The 20,292-nt window shown below is 69.5% G+C and carries 19 protein-coding genes; 8 read left to right on the top strand and 11 right to left on the bottom strand.

Going from position 1 to position 20,292, the window contains the following annotated elements; all coding sequences use genetic code 11:
* Positions 1-25 precede the first annotated feature (25 nt).
* Together secG and IE302_RS09540 are read left to right on the top strand one after the other, a co-directional pair.
* A complete protein-coding gene (gene secG / locus IE302_RS09545) occupies positions 26-256 on the top strand; it encodes a preprotein translocase subunit SecG (protein ID WP_005152283.1) in 231 nt (76 codons plus the stop codon).
* Positions 257-321: 65 nt separating this feature from the next.
* Complete coding sequence (locus IE302_RS09540; RefSeq protein WP_034311760.1) at positions 322-663, top strand: RNA polymerase-binding protein RbpA; 342 nt, start codon at positions 322-324, stop codon at positions 661-663.
* Positions 664-814: 151 nt separating this feature from the next.
* On the opposite strand, the gene IE302_RS09535 is transcribed toward IE302_RS09540, so the two are convergent.
* The 7 genes from IE302_RS09535 to tkt all read right to left on the bottom strand — a co-directional run bounded on the left by IE302_RS09535 (position 815) and on the right by tkt (position 10,636).
* On the bottom strand, positions 815-2,017 hold the full coding sequence (locus IE302_RS09535) for a sensor histidine kinase (protein ID WP_191253911.1): 1,203 nt from the start codon (positions 2,015-2,017) through the stop codon (positions 815-817).
* Between the two features lie 485 nt (positions 2,018-2,502).
* On the bottom strand, positions 2,503-3,258 hold the full coding sequence (gene pgl / locus IE302_RS09530) for a 6-phosphogluconolactonase (protein WP_191253908.1): 756 nt from the start codon (positions 3,256-3,258) through the stop codon (positions 2,503-2,505).
* Positions 3,255-4,256: a glucose-6-phosphate dehydrogenase assembly protein OpcA gene (gene opcA / locus IE302_RS09525; RefSeq protein WP_191253906.1), complete on the bottom strand. Its 1,002-nt coding sequence runs from the start codon at positions 4,254-4,256 to the stop codon at positions 3,255-3,257. Before opcA ends, pgl begins: the two co-directional genes overlap by 4 nt.
* Entirely contained in the window at positions 4,253-5,782 is a 1,530-nt protein-coding gene (gene zwf, locus IE302_RS09520; RefSeq protein WP_191253904.1) for a glucose-6-phosphate dehydrogenase, read from the bottom strand. Before zwf ends, opcA begins: the two co-directional genes overlap by 4 nt.
* Positions 5,779-7,398, bottom strand: coding sequence for a phosphoglucose isomerase-related protein (locus tag IE302_RS09515; RefSeq protein WP_191253902.1), 1,620 nt, complete (start codon positions 7,396-7,398; stop codon positions 5,779-5,781). The genes zwf and IE302_RS09515 overlap by 4 nt, the downstream gene beginning before the upstream one ends.
* A gap of 8 nt (positions 7,399-7,406) precedes the next feature.
* Positions 7,407-8,519 carry a transaldolase gene (tal, locus tag IE302_RS09510; protein WP_191253900.1) on the bottom strand — a complete coding sequence of 371 codons (1,113 nt, stop codon included), beginning with the start codon at positions 8,517-8,519 and terminating at the stop codon, positions 7,407-7,409.
* 14 nt (positions 8,520-8,533) lie between these two features.
* Positions 8,534-10,636 carry a transketolase gene (gene tkt, locus IE302_RS09505; protein ID WP_191253898.1) on the bottom strand — a complete coding sequence of 701 codons (2,103 nt, stop codon included), beginning with the start codon at positions 10,634-10,636 and terminating at the stop codon, positions 8,534-8,536.
* A gap of 300 nt (positions 10,637-10,936) precedes the next feature.
* Between tkt and IE302_RS09500 the strand changes: the two genes are divergently transcribed.
* The 4 genes from IE302_RS09500 to IE302_RS09485 all read left to right on the top strand — a co-directional run bounded on the left by IE302_RS09500 (position 10,937) and on the right by IE302_RS09485 (position 15,201).
* Positions 10,937-11,917, top strand: coding sequence for a heme o synthase (locus IE302_RS09500; protein ID WP_191253896.1), 981 nt, complete (start codon positions 10,937-10,939; stop codon positions 11,915-11,917).
* A gap of 200 nt (positions 11,918-12,117) precedes the next feature.
* Entirely contained in the window at positions 12,118-14,373 is a 2,256-nt protein-coding gene (locus IE302_RS09495) for a HelD family protein (protein WP_191254733.1), read from the top strand.
* Positions 14,374-14,383: 10 nt separating this feature from the next.
* Positions 14,384-14,959, top strand: a complete 576-nt coding sequence (locus IE302_RS09490; RefSeq protein WP_191253894.1) for an FKBP-type peptidyl-prolyl cis-trans isomerase — start codon at positions 14,384-14,386, stop codon at positions 14,957-14,959.
* Entirely contained in the window at positions 14,959-15,201 is a 243-nt protein-coding gene (locus tag IE302_RS09485; protein WP_191253892.1) for a cold-shock protein, read from the top strand. Before IE302_RS09490 ends, IE302_RS09485 begins: the two co-directional genes overlap by 1 nt.
* A 66-nt stretch (positions 15,202-15,267) precedes the next feature.
* Here IE302_RS09485 and IE302_RS09480 read toward each other — a convergent pair whose 3' ends face one another.
* Positions 15,268-15,804: a GNAT family N-acetyltransferase gene (locus IE302_RS09480; RefSeq protein WP_191253890.1), complete on the bottom strand. Its 537-nt coding sequence runs from the start codon at positions 15,802-15,804 to the stop codon at positions 15,268-15,270.
* Complete coding sequence (locus tag IE302_RS09475; protein WP_191253888.1) at positions 15,801-16,772, bottom strand: quinone oxidoreductase family protein; 972 nt, start codon at positions 16,770-16,772, stop codon at positions 15,801-15,803. Before IE302_RS09475 ends, IE302_RS09480 begins: the two co-directional genes overlap by 4 nt.
* A gap of 95 nt (positions 16,773-16,867) precedes the next feature.
* Here IE302_RS09475 and IE302_RS09470 point away from each other — a divergent pair, with 95 nt between their 5' ends.
* Complete coding sequence (locus IE302_RS09470) at positions 16,868-17,176, top strand: hypothetical protein (RefSeq protein ID WP_191253887.1); 309 nt, start codon at positions 16,868-16,870, stop codon at positions 17,174-17,176.
* Positions 17,173-18,039, top strand: coding sequence for an ATP-grasp domain-containing protein (locus tag IE302_RS09465; protein WP_191253885.1), 867 nt, complete (start codon positions 17,173-17,175; stop codon positions 18,037-18,039). The genes IE302_RS09470 and IE302_RS09465 overlap by 4 nt, the downstream gene beginning before the upstream one ends.
* 77 nt (positions 18,040-18,116) lie before the next feature.
* Here IE302_RS09465 and IE302_RS09460 read toward each other — a convergent pair whose 3' ends face one another.
* On the bottom strand, positions 18,117-19,064 hold the full coding sequence (locus IE302_RS09460; protein ID WP_191253883.1) for an acyl-CoA desaturase: 948 nt from the start codon (positions 19,062-19,064) through the stop codon (positions 18,117-18,119).
* Between the two features lie 118 nt (positions 19,065-19,182).
* Positions 19,183-20,151 (bottom strand): COX15/CtaA family protein, encoded by a 969-nt coding sequence (locus IE302_RS09455; protein WP_191253881.1) that lies wholly within the window; start codon positions 20,149-20,151, stop codon positions 19,183-19,185.
* Positions 20,152-20,292 lie beyond the last annotated feature (141 nt).

Below are 20,292 nucleotides of genomic sequence, written 5' to 3'. Positions count from 1 at the left end.
ATTCTCCAAGAGCGCAGAGGATGACATGAAGCTGTTCCTGCAAATCCTGTTGATCGCCTCCAGCTTTTTCCTGGTGGTAGCCGTGCTGCTGCACCGCGGCCGTGGTGGCGGTCTGTCTTCGCTGTTCGGTGGCGGCATGCAGTCCAGCCTGTCCGGTTCGAGCGTGGCCGAGAAGAACCTCGACCGGATCACGCTGCTGCTGGGCGCGGTGTGGCTGATCAGCATCATCGGCCTCGGGCTCCTGCTCAAGGTCTGATCGATCCAGGTGTTTCGGCGTGCCTATGGGGGGCGCGCCGCCGATCCCTATAGGTGTGAGGATTCATGGTTGGCGGTAACGCGATTCGGGGCACCCGTGTGGGTGCCGGGCCTTCGGGCGAATCGGAGCGGGGTGAGTCGGCGCCGCGGCGCCGCATTTCCTACTGGTGCGCCAACGGGCACGAGGCACAGCCCTCGTTCTCGATGGACGCCGAGATTCCCGACGAGTGGGACTGCCCGCGCTGCGGGCTCCCCGGTGGGCAGGACGAGAAGAACCCGCCTGCCGCGCCGCGGACCGAGCCCTACAAGACTCACCTGGCGTACGTGAAGGAACGGCGTTCGGACGCCGACGGCGAGGCCATCCTCGCCGAGGCGCTGGAGCGGTTGCGCCAGCGCCGGGAGATCTAGAACTCTGCTATTTCGGGGCTGAGCCCGCGGCCGCGATCCCGTCGCCAGGGCGCCAGGCTGGCATGCCAGCGACAGGTGGTGGGTGCGCCCTGCCGCCGGGATAGCGGGGCCTTCGGCCAGGCGGGTTCAGCGCAGCTCCGCCGACGGCTGGTCACCGGTCGAGCGGGTACCGGGCACGCACCCGGAACCCGCCGTCCTCGGTGTCGGCGGTCTCGAAGCTCCCACCCAGCAGTCGAGCGCGTTCGGCCAGCCCGGTCAGCCCGTGCCCTCCCGAGGGCAGGGCCGCACCGGGGGTCCGAGCGCGCTCATTGCGTATTTCGACCTTGAGCGAACCGTGCTCGCCCTGGATCCGGATGGTCGCGGTGGCGCCCGGTGCGTGCTTGTGCACGTTGGTCAGGCATTCCTGCACGGTCCGGTAGGCCGCCGCCGAGATCTGGCTGGGCAGCAGCTCGGGGATCCGTTCGACGGTCAGGTGCACCGGGACGTCCGAGCCGCGGATCAGCCGGTCGAGTTCGTTGATCCCCGGCCGCGGCCCGTCTTCCTCGGAGCCCGAGCGGAGCACGCTCACGAGTGAGCGCAGCTCTTCCAGCGTCTTGGTGCTCAGCTTCCGGATGACCTGCGCGGTCTCCAGCGACCGGGCGTCGGAGGTCTGCGCCTGCAGCGCGCCGGCCTGCATCGCGATCAGCGTGATCTGGTGCGAGACGACGTCGTGCATCTCCCGCGCTAGGCGGGCGCGCTCCTCCGCGCGGACGGCGTCGGCGTGGAAGCGGCGTTCGCGGTCGCGGCTGGCGGCGAGTTCGGACAGCTTCTGTGAGATCTCGGTCCGCGCTCCGATGAGCAGGCCGATGGCCACCGGCATCCCGGCGACGATGACGCCGTAGATCCCGTCCAGGACGTGTTCACGCCAGCTGAGCTCGACGAAGTCGGCCAGCGGCCACTGGACGAACCGGCAGGTGAAGACGAGCGCGAACCCGGTCCAGGTCTGCCAGTGCATCTGCTTGCGGGTGGCGAGGAAGCCGAGGGCGATCATCGCGGCCAGCTGCGACCAGCCCGCCAGGAAGCCGGGGACGGTGACGATCACCGCGAGGAACGGCAGCTTGCGGCGGAAGGCGAGGCCGAGGCACGCGGCGCCGGACAGGTAGATGGAGTACGGCTGGGCCTTCTCGGGGATCACCAGCCAGACGTCGAGCGCCGCCAGGAAGATCGCGAGCGTGTCGATGCCCAGCGCGACCAGCGCCGGACGTTTGATCTTGGCGAACGACACGATCCCGGCGGCACGGCGCATCCGGTCGGCGGCGTCCGCTCCGGAGCCGCCCACCGAGATACCTGGCATCGAGAGACCCTCTGTGCTCATCGCTGGCGACCTCACTCGTCTTGTGGACTTGAATGGTGAGACGTGTTCTTCGCCCGATCGGGACGCGCAGGAACGAACAAATGTGCGGATGCTAACGGGTGGATGTACAAGGGCGGTAAGTTTCCCCCAGTCGGGCTAGCGACTGTCCGGTCACTGTCCGTTCTGCGGACAAGTGCATGAACGTTCGGTCGGTCGGATCCACACCGGACCACTCGGGCTGGTGGTCCGCTGATCACTTCGACGGGTGAGTGGCCCCGTTCTGACGAGGAACCGGCGAGAGTTGATCTATGTCACTTTTCGCGTTCGGACGGTGACGGTGGGCCGGGGACTGGAGCTCGGGTTTCTTCAGCGTAGGGAAAAAGTCGCTCCGCGGACGTCCGCCATGGGGGTGTCACGCAACCGCCGAATGCGCACGAAGGCCCCCTTCCTTCGGTCCATCGTTCAAAACCGGGGCCGAGGGAAGGGGGCCTTCGCGCGTTACAAGGTCAGGCTGTCGGAGTCTGATAGACCTTCGTGAGCTTCGAGGCGGAGCCCCGGTCCAGCAGCCAGAGCGTGCGACGGCTGCCGCGTGCTCCCGCCACCGGGATCTGGACCTCGCCCGCACCGGCCAGCGCCTGCGAGACGGCGTCCGCCTTCGCTTCGCCGCCGGTGACCAGCCAGATGTCCTGCGCGCGACGGATCGCGGGCAGGGTCAGCGAGATCCGGGTCGGCGGCGGCTTCGGGCAGTCGCGCACCGCGACGACGGAGCGGTCCTTCTCGAACACCGCCGGGCTCTCGGGGAAGATCGAGGCGGTGTGCCCCTCCCCGCCGAGCCCGAGCAGCATGATGTCGAACGCCGGGACGTCGGGCGTCAGGATCTCCGCGTAGGCCGCGGCCGCCGCGTCGACGTCGTCGCCGAACTCGCCGTCGGAGGGTGCCATGGCGTGCACCCGCTTCGGGTCGAGCGGGACATGGTCGAGCAGCGCCTCGCGGGCCTGCTTCTCGTTGCGCTCGTCCGAGTCCGCCGGGACGAAGCGCTCATCGCCCCAGTAGACGTCGAGACGCGACCAGTCGATGGCGTCACGAGCACTGGATTCGCGCAGTTCCCGCAGGATCGCGATCCCGGTGCCGCCGCCGGTGAGCACCACCGAAGCGGAGCCCTTGGCGGCCTGGACGTCCACGATCCGGGTGACCAGCCTGGCCGCCGCGGCGGCGGCCAGGAGGTCCGGGTTCTCGTAGACGACTACCTCGGTCTTGCTCATGACGAGCTCTTCGCGGTCTTGGCGGGCGCTGCCTTCTTGGCGGCCGGGGCCTTCTTCGCCGGAGCGGCTTTGGCCGCCGTTCCCGACGAAATCTTGCCGAGCCCGTTCAACGAAGCCTCGTAGACCTCGTCCGGGTCGAGCCGCCGCAGCTCCTCGATCAGGCAGTCCTTGTTGTCCCGCCGCTGCAGGGCGATCCGGCGCGTCGGCTGGCCCGGCTGGGTCAGCGTGCCGACCCGCCCGTCCGGCCGGTGCAGTTCCACCGGCCCGGACCGCCGGTCCAGCGTCACCGAGATGATGCCCGCGGCGCCGGTGCTCTTGACCCGCTTCACCGGCACCTTGAGGTACTCGGCCAGCCAGCCGGCGAGCAGCTCGGTCGACGGCGAGTCGGCCTCGCCGGTCACGGTCGCGCCGGTGACCTTCTCGTGCGGCGGAAGGTCCAAGGCGGACACGAGCTGCGCACGCCAGCTGGTCAGCCGGGTCCACGCCAGATCGGTGTCACCCTCCACATAGGACTTCGCCCGCGTGGTGAGCGCTCTTATAGGAGCCTTTTCCGCAGCGGAGTCGGTGATCCGGCGCTGTGCCAGTTCACCGAGCGGGTCCTTGGCCGGGGCCTTCGGGCCGGTGCCCGGCCACCAGGTGACGATCGGCGCGTCCGGCAGCAGCAGCGGCACGACCGCGCTCTGTCCCTGCGCCGCCAGCGGACCGTAGAGCCGCAGGACGATGACCTCGCTCGCGCCGGCGTCACCGCCGACGCGGATCTGGCCGTCGATCCTCGGTGCGGCGGTCCGCGCGCCCTTGGCCACCACGATCACCCGGGAGGGGTGCTCCCGGCTGGCCTCGTTGGCGGCTTCGATCGCCTCTTCGAGACGATCGTCGTCGTCGGCCACGATGACCAGGGTCAGCACCCGGCCGAGCGCCACCTGCCCGCCCTGTTCGCGGATCTCGACGAGTTTCTTGTTCAGCTGCGACGTCGTGGTCGACGGCAGGTCGATGATCACGGACGCCTCCAGTTCCGGCCGGTACGCTCCAGCATTTCGTCCGCGGACGGCGGTCCCCACGAACCGGGCGGGTACGCCTCGGGCGCGCCCTTCTTGGCCCAGTGGGCGAGGATCGGGTCCAGGATCTCCCAGGACAGTTCGACCTCTTCGTTCACCGGGAACAGCGACGGTTCGCCGAGCAGCACGTCCAGGATGAGCCGCTCGTAGGCCTCGGGCGAGGACTCGGTGAAGGCGTGGCCGTAGCCGAAGTCCATGGTGACGTCGCGGACCTCCATCGTGGTCCCCGGCACCTTCGACCCGAACCGCAGCGTGATGCCCTCGTCGGGCTGCACCCGGATCACCAGCGCGTTCTGGCCCAGTTCCTCGGTCGAGGTCGAGTCGAACGGCAGATGCGGCGCCCGCTTGAACACCACGGCGATCTCGGTGACCCGGCGGCCCAGCCGCTTGCCGGTGCGCAGGTAGAACGGCACGCCCGCCCAGCGGCGGTTCTGCACCTCCAGCGTCACCGCGGCGTAGGTCTCGGTCGTCGAGTCCTTCGCGAAGCCGCCTTCCTGAAGCAGGCCCGGCACCTTCATGCCGCCTTGCCAGCCGCCCGCGTACTGCCCGCGCGCGGTGGTCTCGTCCAGCGGGCCGAGGGGCTTCGTCGCCGAGAGCACCTTGACCTTCTCCGCGCGGAGAGCGCGCGGAGCGAACGAGACCGGCTCCTCCATCGCGGTCAGCGCGAGGAGCTGCAGGAGGTGGTTCTGGATGACGTCGCGAGCGGCGCCGATGCCGTCGTAGTACCCCGCGCGGCCGCCGAGACCGATGTCCTCGGCCATGGTGATCTGCACGTGGTCGACGTAGTTGGCGTTCCAGATCGGCTCGAACAGCTGATTCGCGAACCGCAGCGCCAGCAGGTTCTGCACCGTCTCCTTGCCGAGGTAGTGGTCGATGCGGAACACCGACTCCTCGGGGAAGACGTCGTTCACGATCTCGTTGAGTTCCTTGGCGCTCTTGAGGTCGCGGCCGAACGGCTTCTCGATGACGACGCGGCGCCAGGTGTCGTCGCTCGCGTCGGCGAGGCCGGAGCGGGCGAGCTGCTTGGTCACCACCGGGAACGCGCTCGGCGGGATCGACAGGTAGAACGCGGTGTTGCCACCGGTGCCGCGTTCGGCGTCGAGGTCCTTGACCGTCTGCGCGAGCCTGTCGAAGGCGTCGTCGTCGTCGAAGGTGCCCTGGACGAACCGGATGCCTTCGGCGAGCCGGTTCCACACCGACTCCTTGAACGGCGTCCGCGCGTGCTCCTTGACCGAGTCGTGCACGAGCTCGCCGAAGTCCTGGTGCTCCCAGTCCCGCCGGGCGAACCCGACCAGGGAGAACCCGGCGGGCAGCAGCCCGCGATGGGCGAGGTCGTAGATCGCCGGCATCAGTTTCTTGCGGGCGAGGTCACCGGTCACGCCGAAGATCACCAGGCTGGACGGCCCGGCGATCCGCGGCAGCCGCTTGTCTCGCGGGTCGCGCAGCGGGTTGTTCCAGGCCCGGGTCACTCGCCTGCCTCCTGTACCGCGCGGACCAGCTCGGCCAGGCCGGCGGCCCGGTCGGTGAGGTGCAGGCGCAGCACCGGACGACCGTGCTCGGCGAGCACCTGCCCGTCGCCGAGTGCCTGCGCGTGCTGGAGCACGCCGAGGGTGTACGGCCGGTCCGGAACGTCGAGGTCCTGCTCGACGCCGCCGGTGATCTGCAGGAAGACACCGTTCTGGTGCCCGCCCTTGTGGTACTGCCCGGTGGAGTGCAGGAACCGCGGCCCCCACCCGAAGGTGGTCTGGCGGCCGGTGCGCTTGGCGATCTCACCGCGCAGGATCGCCGTCGACGCGTCGTCGAGCCGGTCGAGGTACGCCTGAACCGCGAGGTAGCCGGTTTCCGGGGCGGAGTCGAAGAAAGCCCGCAGGATGTCCGCGAGCTTCCCGTCCGTGACGACGCCTTCCGAGCCGAACACCTCGACCGCGCCGTCCACAGTGGACGGCTCTTCGCCGCCCTTGAGCTTGTCCGGGTTGTCGAGCAGCGAACGCGCGGCCTTCTTGGCGGCCTCGACGTCGGGCTGGTCGAACGGGTTGATCCCGAGCAGCCGTCCGACGAGCGCGGTGGCGAACTCCCACAGCAGGAACTGCGCGCCGAGCGAGCCGGTCACGGAGATCTTCGCCGCGCCTTCCGCCGCGCCGACGGCCACCGGGGTGGCGTCGCCCTTGGCGTCGGCGAAACCGGGGGAGTCCGGGCCTTCGACGGCGACCGGCAGGAGACCGGTGCCCTGCTTGCCGGTGGACTCGGCGATCAGTTGCTCCGCCCAGTCGGCGAAGCCCTTGATGCCCGATCCCGTGTCCGCGATGACGACCTTCTCGGCGCCCTTTTCGTGCGCCGCGCCCCACGCCGCCGCGAGCTTGACCGCGGGGTTGTCGACAGAGTCGGCGGCCAGCTCGTCGGCCACCGAAGCGGCCTGGTCGAGCAGGCGGGCGACGTCCGCGCCGGCGAGCCCGGCCGGGACGAGCCCGAACGCGGTCAGCGCCGAGTAGCGGCCACCGACGTTCGGGTCGGCGAGGAAGACCTTGCGGTAACCCTCCTTTTCGGACAGTTCCGCGAACGGCGAGCCGGGGTCGGTGACGACCACGATCCGCCGGGCCGCGTCGATGCCCGCGTCGGCGAAGGCCTTCGCGAAGATCCGGCGGTGGCTGTCGGTCTCGACGGTGCCGCCGGATTTCGACGACACGACGATGACCGTGCGCTCCAGGTCACCGGCGAGCGCGTCGGCGACCTGACCCGGGTCGGTGGTGTCGAGGACCGTCAGCGGGACGCCGTCGGTCGCGGTGATGACCTCGGGGGCCAGCGACGAACCGCCCATGCCCGCGAGGACGACGCGGTCGACGCCCTCGGAACGCAGGTCGGTCCGCAGTGCCTCGATCTCGCCGATCAACGGCCTCGAGGACTTGTGCAGCGTCGTCCACGAGAGACGGATCGACGCTTCGGACTCGGCTTCGGGACCCCACAGTGTGGCGTCCTGGGACGCCAGTTTCGATGCGACCTGGTCGGCGACGAGCCGCTCCGCGAACGGAGCGGCTTCGCCGGCCAGGGCGGCGTCGACGATTTCGACGCCGGTCGTTTCCCCTGCCATGGTCCAGATCAGTCCTTCGCCTTTTCCAGCTGTCCGGTGACGGTCTCGAGAAGCTCGGTCCACGACTTCTCGAACTTCTCGACGCCCTCGTTCTCCAGCGTCAGGAACACGTCGTCGATGTCGATGCCGACCACACGCAGCTTGTCGAAGACGACCTGCGCGTCGGGGCCCTTGCCGGTCACCGTGTCACCGGTGATCTCGGCGTGGTCGCCCGCGGCGTCGAGGGTCTTCTCCGGCATCGTGTTGACCGTGTCCTTGACGACGAGCTGGTCCACGTAGCGGGTGTCGGAGTACTGCGGGTCCTTCACGCCGGTGGAGGCCCACAGCGGACGCTGCGGGTTCGCGCCCGCCTCGGCGAGCGCCTTCCAGCGGTCCGAAGCGAAGAGCTCCTCGAACGCCGCGTAGGCGAGCCGCGCGTTGGCGATCGCGGCCTCGCCGCGCAGGGCGGTGGCCGCGTCGGTGCCGATCGCATCGAGGCGCTTGTCGATCTCGGTGTCCACACGGGACACGAAGAACGACGCGACCGAGTGGATGCCCTTGAGGTCGTGGCCGTTGGCCTTCGCCTGCTCCAGACCGGCGAAGTAGGCCTCGATGACCGCCCGGTACCGCTCGACCGAGAAGATCAGCGTGACGTTGACGCTGATGCCTTCGGCGAGGGTCTTGGTGATCGCGGGGATCCCCTCTTCGGTGGCCGGGATCTTGATCAGCACGTTCGGCCGGTCCACGGTCTTCCACAGGTCCTGCGCCTCGGCCACCGTCTTGTCGGAGTCCTTGGCCAGCCGCGGGTCCACCTCGATGGACACCCGGCCGTCGACCCCGTTCGTGGCGGTGTACACGTCACGGAACAGGTCCGCGGCGTTGCGCACGTCGGTGGTGGTCAGCTCTCGGATGGTGGCCTCGACGTCGGCGCCGCGGGCGGCGAGCTCCTTGGTCTGCTCGTCGTACGCCTCGCCCTTCGACATCGCGTTGGCGAAGATCGTCGGGTTGGTCGTCACGCCCACGACGTGCTTGTCGCGGATCAGGCCCGCGAGGTTGCCGGTGTTCAGGCGCTCACGCGACAGGTCGTCGAGCCAGATCGACACCCCGGCCTCGGACAGCTGCGCGAGCTTGTCGGTGCTCATGCTTGCTTTCCCCTTCAGTTCTTGGTGTTGGAGATCGAGCGACGGGCGGCTTCGACGACTGCCTCCGCGGTGAAACCGAACTCACGGAACAGTGTGGCGGCGTCGGCCGACGCACCGAAGTGCTCGATCGAAACGTTCACCCCGGCGTCACCGGTGAAGCGGTGCCACGACTGGGCGATCCCGGCTTCGACGGAGACGCGCGCCTTGACCGACGGCGGGATGACCGAGTCCTTGTAGGACTGGTCCTGCGCGTCGAACCACTCGACACACGGCATCGAGACGACGCTCGCCGGGATGCCGTCGGCTTCGAGGGTCTTGCGGGCCTCGACGGCCAGCTGGACCTCGGAACCGGTCGCGATCAGGACGACCTCGGGGCTGCCGTTGGACGCCTCGGCGAGGACGTAACCGCCCCGCTTGACGCCTTCGGCGCTGGTGCCCTCCAGGACCGGCACGTTCTGCCGGGTCAGCGCGAGGCCCGACGGGTGGTGGACGTCCTCCAGGACGGCCTTCCACGCGTACGCGGTCTCGTTGGCGTCCGCCGGGCGGACGACGTTGAGGCCGGGGATCGCGCGCAGCGAGGAGAGCTGCTCGATCGGCTGGTGGGTGGGGCCGTCCTCGCCCAGGCCGATCGAGTCGTGCGTCCACACGTAGGTGACCGGCGCCTTCATCAGCGCGGCCAGCCGCACGGGCGGGCGCATGTAGTCGGAGAAGATCAGGAACGTCGCGCCGTAGGGGCGGGTGCCGCCGTGCAGCGCGATGCCGTTGAGGATCGAGCCCATCGCGTGCTCGCGGATGCCGAAGTGCAGCGTCCGGCCATACGGGCTGGTCTTCCACATGTCGGTGGAAGCCTTCTCCGGGCCGAACGAGTCGGCCCCCTTCATGGTGGTGTTGTTGCTCTCCGCGAGGTCCGCGGAACCGCCCCACAGCTCGGGAAGCGGGTCGGCGAGGGCGTTGAGCACCTCACCGGAGGCCTTGCGGGTCGCGACGCCCTTGGCGTCCGGCTCCCACTTCGGCAGGTTGTCCGCGAAGCCCTCGGGCAGCGAGCGGGTGGCCATTCGGTCCGCGATCTTCTTGCGCTCCGGGTTGGCGGCGCCCCACGCCTCGAACTTCTCCTGCCATTCGGCGCGGGCGGTCTTGCCGCGGTCGACGGCCTGGCGGGTGTGCGCGATGACCTCGTCGTCGACCTGGAAGTCCCGGTCCTTGTCGAAGCCCAGGTACTCCTTGACCGCGGCGACCTCTTCGGCGCCGAGCGCGGCGCCGTGGGCCTTGCCGGTGCCCATCTTCTTCGGCGCCGGGTACCCGATGACGGTCTTCAGCGCGATGAACGACGGGCGCTCGGTCTCGGCCTTCGCGGCCTTGATCGCCTCTTCGATCGCGACGACGTCCTCGCCACCCTCGACGACCTGGGTGTGCCACCCGTAGGCCTCATAGCGCTTCACGACGTCCTCGGACAGCGCGATCTTGGTGTCGTCCTCGATCGAGATCTCGTTGTCGTCCCAGAAGACGATGAGGTTGCCCAGCTCCTGGCGGCCGGCGATCGAGGAGGCCTCGGCGGTGACGCCCTCTTCGATATCGCCGTCGGAGGCGACGACGTAGACGTAGTGGTCGAAGATGCTCTCGCCCTGCGGGGCGTCCGGGTCCAGCAGGCCGCGCTCGCGGCGGGCCGCCATCGCCATGCCGACCGCGTTGGCCAGGCCTTGGCCGAGCGGGCCGGTGGTGGTCTCGACGCCCTTGGTGTGGCGGTACTCCGGGTGACCCGGGGTCTTCGAGTCCCACTTGCGGAGCTGCTTCAGGTCTTCCAGCTCCAGGCCGAAGCCGGCGAGGTAGAGCTGGATGTAGAGGGTGAGGCTCGAGTGACCGGCGGAGAGGACGAAGCGGTCACGGGCGGGCCATTCGGGGTCCGCCGGGTCATGACGCAGCGTCCGCTGGAAGAGCGTGTAGGCGAGCGGCGCCAGGCTCATCGCGGTGCCGGGGTGACCGCTGCCGCAGTTCTCGACCGCGTCCGCGGCGAGCACCCGCACGGTGTCGACGGCCCGCGTGTCGATGTCGGTCCAGTCGGCGGGCACGTTGCGCCCGAGGAGTGGGTTCTTCTCGCTGGTAGAGGCGGTTTCGGACACTGAACTCGAACTCCCCGTCATCAGGTTGTGGCTTCTCTTCCCTCGTGGGTAGCCCACGCGTACCGCTACTAATCTCAATCGATCCGGAAGGGACGATATTCCTGCTCCGGGCCGTTCGCAGAGGCACGCCGCGAGCCACCGCGGCCAGCCTAATGGTTCGGCCGGTCGAGGACCCGCGATCACCCTCTGGAAACAGCACGTCTAACATCGGGGAAGGGTTCAGAACACTCCGGATCCGGGGCCGCCACATCACCCGGAAGCCTGGTGGGCCCCGCCCCGAAAACTGACGCAGGGAGTGAAATGTCGTTGGTGAACGCTGCGCACGGACGCAGTGACAGCACCAGCGCCGTACATCCGACCGGTGAACGACCGCACGGTGGCCGGCGAACAATCCGCCAGGTCGTCGGCGCGTACGCCGCCCTCGCGAAGCCCAGGGTGATCGAGCTCCTCCTCGTCACCACGATTCCCGCGATGTTCCTGGCAGGACGGGAAATCCCGTCGCCGTGGCTGGTGCTCGCGACGCTCGTGGGCGGCACCATGGCCGCGGGCAGTGCCAACGCCTTGAACTGCGTCATCGACGCGGACATCGACAAGGTGATGAACCGCACCAAACGCCGCCCGCTGGTGAAGGATTCGGTGCCCCGGCGCGGCGCGTTGATCTTCGGTCTCGCGCTCGGTGTCCTCTCGTTCGCCGTGCTCTATCTCACGGTGAACCTGCTCTCGGCGATCCTCGCGATCGCGACGATCCTGTTCTACATCTTCGTCTACACGCTGCTGCTGAAGCGGCGTACGTCACAGAACGTGGTCTGGGGCGGCGCGGCGGGCTGCATGCCGGTCGTCATCGGCTGGGCCGCCGTCACCGGCACCGTCGAATGGCCCGCGTTCGTGATGTTCGGCGTCATCTTCTTCTGGACCCCGCCGCACACCTGGGCGCTGGGCATGAAGTACCGCGACGACTACGAGCGCGCCGGCGTCCCGATGCTGCCGGTGGTCGCCACCCCGCAGCACGTGGCGCGGCAGATCGTCATCTACTCGTGGGTGATGGTCGCCTGGACGCTCCTGCTGGTCCCGGTGACGAGCTGGATCTACACGACGTTCGCCATCCTGGCGGGCGGCTGGTTCCTCTTCTACGCGCACAGCCTGAACGCGGCGGTGCGGCGCGGAGAGGAGACCAAGCCGATGTCGCTGTTCCACCGCTCGAACACGTACCTGATGATCGTGTTCGTCGCGCTGGCCGTGGACTCGGCCATCGGGCTCCCCACCATCGGGCTGCCTTTCTAAGGGCAGCTCGCATTTAGTCCTCTGGATGCGGTACTTGCGCGTGCAACTACCGCATCCAGAGGACTAATTGCATAGAGGGGTGTCGCCGGCGCCCGGGGAGCCGGACCCCCGGGGTGCGACAGCGGGAATGAGATGATGACGGGCGCCGTTGTAGTTTCTTCGGCCCCTGTCCCACCTCCGAAAGCAGGCTGCTTTTGTCCGTGTCCCCGGACCGGGAACTCGACGCGCTCGAGCGTGATGTCGCGCTCGAACAGGAGTACGTCACCACCCTCTACCGCAAGCTCGACGCCGAACGCGTCGACGCCCAGCGCAGGCTCGACCAGACGCTGCGCCAGACCGGCGGCACCCCGCAGGCCCGCACCGAACGCGACGTCGCCACGACGCTGTACACCGACCGGCTGTCCCAGCTGGGCTCCGTCGAGCAGGGCCTGTGCTTCGGCCGCCTCGACTTCCTGCCCGGCCACGCCGAAGAGACCACCTACATCGGGCGGCTCGGGCTGTTCGACGAGGACGACGACTACCGCCCGCTGCTCGTCGACTGGCGCGCGCCGGTCGCGCGGCCCTTCTACCTCGCCACCGCCGCGTCACCCGAAGGTGTGCGGCGGCGCCGCCACATCCGGTCGCTGAGCCGGAAGGTCGTCGGCGTCGACGACGAGATCCTCGACCTCTCGGCCGCCGACCAGGGGCAAGACCTCGGTCTCGCGGGGGAGGCGGCACTGCTGGCCGCGCTCGAACGCCGTCGCACGGGTGAGATGAGCGACATCGTCGCCACCATCCAGGCCGAGCAGGACCGCATCATCCGCGCGTCGCCGAACGGCGTCCTGGTGGTCCAGGGCGGTCCGGGCACCGGCAAGACCGCGGTCGCGCTGCACCGCGCGGCGTACCTGCTCTACACCCACCGCCAGCAGCTCACCACGCGCGGCGTGCTGGTGGTCGGGCCGAACAGCACGTTCCTGCGCTACATCGGGCAGGTCCTGCCGTCGCTGGGCGAGACCGGGGTGCTGCTCGCCACGATGGGGCAGCTGTACCCGGGCCTGGACGCCACCGGGCCGGTCACCCGCGAGGCCGCCGAGATCAAGGGCCGTCCGGTGATGGCCGACGTGCTCGCCAACGCCGTCCGCGACCGTCAGCGCGTCCCGGAACCGGTGCTGGAGATCGAGTTCGAGCGCGAGATCCTCATGCTCGACCGCAAGACCTGCACCGAGGCGCGGACGCGGGCCCGGCGGTCGCGCCGTCCGCACAACCTCGCGCGGCGCATCTTCGTCTCCGACCTCCTCGACGCGCTGACCCGCCAGGCCGCCCGCAAGCTGGGGGAGGACCTGCTCGACGCGCGCGACGTCCAGGACATCCGGGCCGAGGTCGCCGCCGACAAGAACGTGGCCACCGCGATCAACGGACTGTGGCCGCAGCTCACCCCCGAGATCGTCCTCGACGAGCTGTTCGCCGACCGCGAACGGCTGCGCAGCGCGGCCGGGAAAGCCTTGTCGGACACCGATCGTGAGCATCTCTACAGTCCGACGGACGCGAAGTGGAGCCCGTCGGACGTCCCGCTGCTCGACGAACTCGCCGAACTGCTCGGCGAGGACGACACCGAGGCCCGGGCCGAAAGCGCCCGTCGCGAGCGGGAAGACCGCGCGTACGCGGAAGGCGTGCTCGACATCCTCGAACAGGACGAGGAGATCATCGACGAGGAACTGCTGCGGGTCGGCGACGTCCTCGACGCGGAGCTGTTCGCCGAGCGCCAGCATCGCCGCAGTGAGATGACCGCGGCGCAGCGGGCCGCCCAGGACCGGACCTGGACCTTCGGGCACGTGATCGTCGACGAGGCACAGGAACTGACCGCGATGGACTGGCGGCTGCTGATGCGCCGGTCGCCGAACCGGTCGATGACGCTGGTCGGCGACGTCGCCCAGACCGGCGCTTCCGGCGGCGCGCGGTCCTGGGGCGAGGTGCTGTCGCCCTACGTCGCCGATCGCTGGCGGCTCGAAGAGCTGACCGTGAACTACCGGACCCCGGCGGAGATCATGGCCGTCGCGTCCCGGGTGCTCGCCGACGTCAACCCGGAACTGGAAGCGCCGGTTTCGGTGCGGGAGACCGGTTTCGAGCCGTGGCTGCGTTCCGTGGAACCCGCGGATCTCGCCGGCACGCTGCCGGGGATCGTCGGCGCCGAACTGTCCGCTGTGGACGGTGGGACGGTCGCCGTGCTGTGCCCGGTCCCGATGATCGAACCGGTTTCCGAGGTGCTCGGTGAAGCGGGAGACCGGGTCTCGGTGATGCCGGTCGAGCGGGCGAAGGGCCTGGAGTTCGACTCGGTGGTGCTGGTCGCCCCGGACGAGGTCGTCGCCGGGTCCCCGCGCGGGCTCAACGACCTTTATGTGGCTCTGACCAGGGCGACCCGTCGGATGGGCGTAGTGCAGACCGGTGACCTGGTTCCGGCGCTGGAAGGTCTTGGCTAAGGTCGGCCGCATGCGCACATTCGGCAAGATCGTGGTCATCGGCGCGGGCGTGCTCGCCCTGGCGGCCTGTGGCGAGAAACAGAACACCGCAGGTTCGGTCCAGACCTCCGGCGCCGCCCCCGCGTCGGCTTCGACGTCGGCCCCGGCCTCGAAGGCCCCGACGGGCAAGGAGTGCACGGCGGAGGACGTGAAGACCACCGGGAAGTTCGGCGAGGCGCCGACCATCACCATCCCGGACGACTGCGACCCGCCGAAGAAGCTCATCACCAAGGACCTCGAGCCCGGTACCGGCGAGGGCGCCAAGTCGGGCGCCAACCTGAAGATGAACTATTCGCTGGTCACCTGGTCGAACAAGCAGAAGCTGGACAGCTCGTTCGACCGGGGCGAGCCGTTCGACCTGACCCTCGGCGCCGGCATGGTCATCAAGGGCTGGGACCAGGGCCTCGAAGGGATCAAGCAGGGCGCGCGGCGGCTGCTGATCATCCCGCCGGACCTCGGCTACGGCGAGGGCGGCCGCGGTATCGCGCCGAACGAGACCCTCGTGTTCGTCACGGACGCGGTGAGCGTCCCGACCGACAAGGGCTGATGGGGACTTCCGACGGCCGTGTCCACCGCGGCCGGGTCCGCTCCTGGCTGGTGGACGACGGCTGGGGAGTGGTCGAGTCGGCCGACTTCGCCGATCCCGTCTGGGTCCACTATTCGATGATCACCGGTGTCCGCCCCGGAGCGTTCCGGGAGCTTCATGTCGGTGACGAGGTGGAGCTCACCGTCGAGCACGCCGAACAGGACGAATTCCGGCTGCGGGCCGTCTGGGTGCGGTCGGCTTGACCGAAGTACATGAAGGCCCCCTTCCTTGCGCCTAGGTACAGGAAGGGGGCCTTCATGTACTTCCCGTCAGCCGCTGTATCCCCAGGTGAGCAGGGTGATCTCCAGGCCCTTCTCGACCTTCGCCTCCGGCGGCGCGTCGGTCAGGGCGTAGCCGACCCGGCGCGCGACGGCCTCGCTCGCCGCGTTCTCGGAGTCGATCTGCAGCCTCAGCGGGCTGAGCCCGAGCTCCAGCGCGTACGCGGTGAGAACCCGCAGCGACCGGGCCGCCAGATCCTGTCCGCGATGCGCGGGGCCGACGGCGTAGCCAAGTTCGGCGGGCCCCGAGAGACCCTCCTTCAGCAACAGCACCACCTCGCCGAGCGGCTCGCCGCCGTCGGTCGTGATGGCCAGCCGCAGTCCCTTGCCTTCGGCGCGGCTGCCGACGTACTTCGCGTAGTGAGCCTTCGCCGCCACCTCGTCGAACGGCGACGGCAGCGGCGTGAACCGCGCGACCGCGGGATTGTCGAACAGCCCGGGCATGAAAGCGACGTCGTCTTCGCGCCACTCCCGCAGGACGAGCCCCTCGCCGGTGAGCCGGATGTCGTCGGGCCAAGGCGCTGTCACGGGATCAGCAGGAGCTTGCCGGTGGTGCGCCGCCCCTGGAGGTCTTCGTGCGCCTGGCGGGCGTCGGCCAGCGGGTAGCGGCCGCCGATCCGGATGTTCAGCGAGCCGTCCTGAACGGCGGCGAACAGCTCGTTCACCCGCCACTCCAGTTCCTCGCGGGTGAGCACGTAGTGCGCGGAGGTCGGCCGGGTGAGGTACACCGAGCCGCTGCGGTTGAGCAGCTGCGGGTCGATCGGCGGCACCGGGCCGCTGGCCGCGCCGTAGAGGGCGAGCAGGCCGCGGACCTTCAGGCTCGCCAGGCTGCCGTCCACAGTGGACTTGCCGACGCCGTCGTAGACCACCGAGACGCCCTTGCCGCCGGTGAGGTCACGGGTGGCCTTGGCGAAGTCGACCTGGTCGTAGCGGATGACGTCGTCCGCGCCCGCCTGCTTGGCGAGTTCGGCCTTCTCGTCGGTGGAGACGGTGCCGATCACCCGCGCGCCGCGTGCCTTGGCCAGCTGGACCAGCAGCAGGCCCATCCCGCCCGCGGCGGCGTGGATCAGCACGTCGTCGCCCGCCTTGACCTCGTAGGTCGAAGCGATCAGCGCGTGCGCGGTGACACCTTGGAGCATCGTCGCGGCGGCCGTCTCCTCGGTCACGCCGTCCGGGATCTTCACCGCGATCGAGGACGGAAGCAGACGGCGCTGGGCGTAGCTGCCGAGCGAACCCTGCCAGGCGACCCTGTCGCCGACGGTGAACCCGGTCACGTCCGCGCCGACCGCGGCCACCGTGCCCGCGCCTTCCATCCCCAGGATGAACGGCGTGTCGATCGGGTAGATGCCCTCGCGGTGATAGGTGTCGATGTAGTTGACGCCGGCCGCGGCGACGTCCACGAGCAGTTCCCCGGCGCCGGGTTCGCCCACCTCGACTTGCGCCGGCTCAAGGACTTCGGGACCGCCGGTTCGCCGGATCTGCACTGCCGTGGGCATACATCCTCCTCGTTCAAGGTCGTTCCGACCGGGACAACTATGGCCGACGCCACGGTTATTCCGCGTCCCGGGCCGTTCGCGGTTAAGCTCGGCCCGTGGCTGAGACCGAAGAGAAGACCGAGACCGCCGCCCCCACGTCGCGCCAGGTCGCGGCCGCCCGCGACTTCGTGAAGCGGCACGGGAAGCCGTCGCGCGCGGTGGTGGAGAACATCGGCCGCATCGGCGCCAGGGTCGTGCTCGTGGGCGCCGACGGCGCGCTCGGCGACGTCGTCGTCGCCTCCACGGAGGCGGGCGACGCGCTGGTCGAGGCCGTCCAGGACCTCGAACCCGCCGAATGGGACAGCGAGACCGTGAAGGCCACCAAGATCGGCGCCGAGCACCGCCGCCGGATGGCGGGGAAGTGAGCGGCTCCGCGATCCTCGTCTCCTGCTCGGCGCTGCCGGAAGGCGACGGCGACGAGCACGCCGTTCCCGAGGCGCTGGCCGACCTCGGCTTCAAGACCCGCTGGGCCGCCTGGGACGACAAGACCGTCGACTTCGGCGCCGCGGACATCGTCGTCCTGCGCGCCGCGTGGGACTACGCCGAGCGCCGCGACGAGTTCCTGTCCTGGGCCGAATCCGTGCCCGCGCTGTCCAATTCGGCCGAGGTCGCGCGCTGGAACACCGACAAGTCCTACCTGGCCGAACTCGGCGACGCCGGGGTCGCGGTCGTGCCGACGACCCTGATCGCGCCGGGCGGCGACACCCCGCGCTGGCCCAAGGGCGAGTTCGTGCTGAAGCCCGCGATCGGCGCGGGCTCCCGGGGTGTCGGGAAGTTCTCGGCCGGCGACGACGCCGCGTCGCATCTGAAGACCCTCCACGACGACGGCCACACCGTGATGATGCAGCCGTATCAGTCCAGTGTGGACAGTGAAGGTGAGCAGGCGCTGGTGTTCTTCGGCGGCGTGTACTCGCACGCGTTCTCGAAGGCCGTCATGCTGGGCCGGGAACTCGACGAATCCGGTTTGTGGGTCACGGAAAAGCTCGCGCCCGTGCAGCCGTCCGCCGCGTTCCGCGCGCTGGCCGAAGACGCCCTGGACGCGACAGCGGCGCTTCTCGGCATCCTGCGCGCGGAGCTGCTCTACGCGCGCGTCGACCTCGTCACCGGTCCGGACGGCAGGCCGCTGCTGTTGGAACTGGAGCTCGTCGAGCCTTCGCTCGGTTTCCGGCAGACCGATGCCGCCGCCGCTTGGCGCTTCGCGTCCGCCGTGCGGCAGCAACTCGCCTGACGCCTGACGCGTTTCGTCCTCTGAATGCGGTAGATGCGTGTGCAACCACCGCATTCAGAGGACGAAATGCGAGAACGTCAGGCGGGCTTCACGCGTTTCGCGGCCAAACGCTCCGGCTTCGGCCACCGCACGTCCCGCGCCCACCCGAACTTCTCGAACAGCCAGATCACCCGCGCCGACACGTCGACCTGTCCGCGCAGGACACCGTGCCGCGCGCAGGTCGGGTCGGCGTGGTGGGAGTTGTGCCACGACTCGCCCATGGACAGGATCGCCAGCGGCCAGAAGTTCGCCGCCTTGTCCCGGCTGGCGAACGGGCGCTCCCCGACCAGGTGGCAGATCGAATTCACCGACCAGCTGACGTGGTGCAGGAACGCGATCCGGACCAATCCCGCCCAGAAGAAGCCGGTCACCACACCCCACCACGACCAGCTGAGCAGTCCGCCGAGCACAGCGGGCAGCGCGAGGCTGAGCGTGATCCACAGCCAGAAGTAGCGGTTCACCAGGCGAAGATCCTTGTCCGCCACCAGATCCGGCGCGAACCGCTCGTAGTTGGTCACCTCGCGGCTGAACATCCAGCCCATGTGCGCGTGCCAGAACCCGCGCAGCAGCGCCCCGGGCGACGTCCCGAACAGCCAGGGGGAGTGCGGGTCGCCTTCGCGGTCGGCGAAGGCGTGGTGACGGCGGTGGCTGGCCACCCAGAAGATGACCGAGCCCTGCACCGCGAAACTCCCGGCGATGGCGAGCGCGATCCGCAGCGGCCGCCCGGCCTTGAAGGCACCGTGGGTGAAGTAGCGGTGGTATCCGACGGTCACCCCGAGCGTCCCGAGCGTGTAGAACACCGCCGCCAGCACGAGATCGACCCAGGTCATGCCCCAGCCCCACACGATCGGCACGGCGGCGAGCAGCGCGACGAACGGGACCAGCAGGAAGGTCTTGAGTATCAGCATCTCGCCGGAACCCCGGCGGTGCGAGATCAGCGGTTTCGACGGGCTTGCCGGAGGGGCGGGATCGGTGCTGGCGGTCATGCGACACCTCGTGTGCCTAGGACTCGACGGTCACTCCCGGACGGGGTACCGAGGCGCAGCGTAAGGGCATCGTCTGGCGGGTATGCCGCCTGGGGGTTACGTCCGGTTTGCCACGGGGTCAGTTCGAGGTGGCGAGTTCGCGTTCCGGCGCCGTCGCGGAGGGAACGGGACCACGATCGCGCGAACCGCACCAGAGTGCGGCCGTCGAGATGATCACCAGCGCGGAGCCGAGGACGTGGAACGAGACCAGCGCCTCCGGCACGCCCAGGGCGTACTGCACCGAACCCAGGACGCCCTGCGCGAGCGCGATGACCCACACGATGGTGTACCGGCGCCACAGCTGCTTCGGCGTCTCGCCTCGCATCAGCTGGAGCCCGAAGACGGCCAGCACGATCAGGTAGGCCACCAGCAGTCCACCGTGGATCTGGGTGAGCGTCTCGATCGGGGCCTGGAACCGGTGGGTGCCGGGGTCGCCGCCGTGCGGGCCCGCCCCGGTCACCGCGGTTCCCGCCACGAGGACGGCCCACATCGCCGCGGCGAGCACGACCAGCGTCTTGCGGCCCGCGTCCGGGATCAGCCAGCGCGCGGGCTCGTCACCCTCCTTGAACGCCCGCAGCAGCAGGACCGCGAGCCACACCAGGGGAGTGGAGGCCAGGAAGTGGAGCGCGACGGTCCACCATTCGAGTTTGGCGAGCACGGTGATGCCGCCGACGACGGCCTGCAGTATCACGCCGGCGGGCATCGTCCAGGCCAGCTTCACCAGACGGCGGCGGCTCGGGTGCTCGATCTGCACGCGCCACGCGGTGATCACGCACAGCGCGGCGACGGCGATGACGACACCGGTCAGCATCCGGTTGCTGAACTCGATCCACTGGGTGAGCGCGTCGAACTCGGGGTGTGCCACCGGGACGATGCTGCCCTCGACGCACTGCGGCCAGGTCGGGCAGCCGAGGCCCGAACCCGTGACCCGGACGACCGAGCCGGTGACGCCGATTCCGGCCTGCGCGATCACCGCCGCTATCGCGACCGCTCGCTGAACCGCGAACGAGGGATACGGCAGACGCGCTACAAGGCTCTGGAACGGCACCGTCCGATGCTAGAACGCCCTTCCTGAGAGCGTTCCACCGGCTACGTGGGGTGTGTCGGGGGCCTCAGAGTCTGGTGGTGAACCCGCGTCCGCGATCGACGTCGGCAGGACGCTGCCTGGTCGACCACCTCGCGACGGCGG

Source organism: Amycolatopsis oliviviridis (genome assembly GCF_014654365.1).
Classification (GTDB): domain Bacteria; phylum Actinomycetota; class Actinomycetes; order Mycobacteriales; family Pseudonocardiaceae; genus Amycolatopsis; species Amycolatopsis oliviviridis.
This window is presented reverse-complemented; position numbering and strand designations above follow the sequence as displayed.